Consider the following 1258-nt stretch of genomic DNA (forward strand, 5'->3'; position numbering starts at 1 on the left):
TGATTGGGTCCCCGTTAGCAGTCCAGTTGCTATGCGATAGCTAATTGGTTCTCTGCGGTCCAGCGTTTCCAGTATGTCGAGGGTGTCATTCCGTCGAGGGAGCCGTGGGGCCGTTCATGATTGTAGATGTCTTTCCATTCCGCCGCGAGGTAGCGGGCTTCGGCCATAGTGTCCATGATCTCTCCAATGAGTTGTTCCCTTCTGAATTGGGCGTTGAAGGACTCCGCGAACCCGTTCTGCCACGGTGATCCGGGGTCGATGAACGCGGTCTCCACGCCCGCCGTGTTGCACCAGGCGGTCAGCGCCGCGGCGGTGAATTCGGGTCCGTTGTCGGAGCGCACGTAGGTCGGGGTGATCCCTGTTTCGGCGATGACGTCCTCCAGCGTGGCGATGACATCGGCGGCGGTGAAGGACCGGCGCGGGATGATCGCCAAGGCTGTTCGTGTGTATTCATCGATGACGTTGAAGAACCGGATGTGCCGGCCGCAGGAGGTCACGTCGGACTGGAAGTCGAAGCTGACCACGTGCATCGGGTACTGGGCGGTGAGGCGCTTCTGCTCCCCGGCACCGGGCCCGGTCCGGCGTTTCTTCCGGGCCCTGGGCTTGCAGGTCAGTCCCTCGAGGCGCCAGAGCCGGCGGATCCGCTTGGTGTTCAACACCGCCCCGTCCCAGCGTGGCTGGGCGAGCAGGTGCCAGCGGGCCTTCCGCCACCCCCACGCCGGATGCTTGACCGCGACCGCCCGCAAGTCCGCGCGCAACTGGGCTTCCTCGAAGCTGATCTCCGGGCGACCCTTGCGTAGCGCGGACCGGTTCTGGCCCAGCACCCTGCAGGCAAAGCGTTCGGACGCCCCGAACTTCTCCTGCGCCATGCGCACGGCACGGCGGCGGGGTTCGGGGCTCAGAATTTTCCCTTGGCCACCTCGCTCAGGATGTCGATGGCCAGTTCCTTCTCCGCCAGCAGGCGCTTGAGTCGGGCGTTCTCTTTCTCCAGTTCTTTGGTTCGCTTCGAGGCCTCGGCGTTCTTCTCGGACCCGTACTGGTTCAGCCACCGGTACCAGGTTGCCTCGGTGACCTGGAGTTCCTTGACGACCTCGATCATCGGGCGTCCGTCATTGAGCATCTTCTGGCCCTGCCGGACCTTCGCGATGACCTGCTCCGGGGTATGTCTACGTGCCATGATTCGTGAATCTCCTCCTGCACCCATTATCGGATGCGAAACTCACACAACCACTGGACTCCTACCCGGGAACCCAACCAG

At 63.3% G+C, this 1258-nt stretch carries 1 protein-coding gene; it reads right to left on the reverse strand.

The features are described 5' to 3' along the window. Positions 1–29 precede the first annotated feature (29 nt). Positions 30–1177 (reverse strand): IS3 family transposase gene (locus ACSGDB_RS04150; protein WP_434993092.1). Its coding sequence is split into 2 segments (ribosomal slippage): positions 30–904 and positions 904–1177, totalling 1149 coding nucleotides; the frame shifts between segments, so codons are not numbered across the junction. Positions 1178–1258 lie beyond the last annotated feature (81 nt).

The sequence above is a fragment of the Arthrobacter sp. Ld5 genome, from assembly GCF_051172775.1.
In the GTDB taxonomy this organism is placed as follows: Bacteria; Actinomycetota; Actinomycetes; order Actinomycetales; family Micrococcaceae; genus Arthrobacter_D.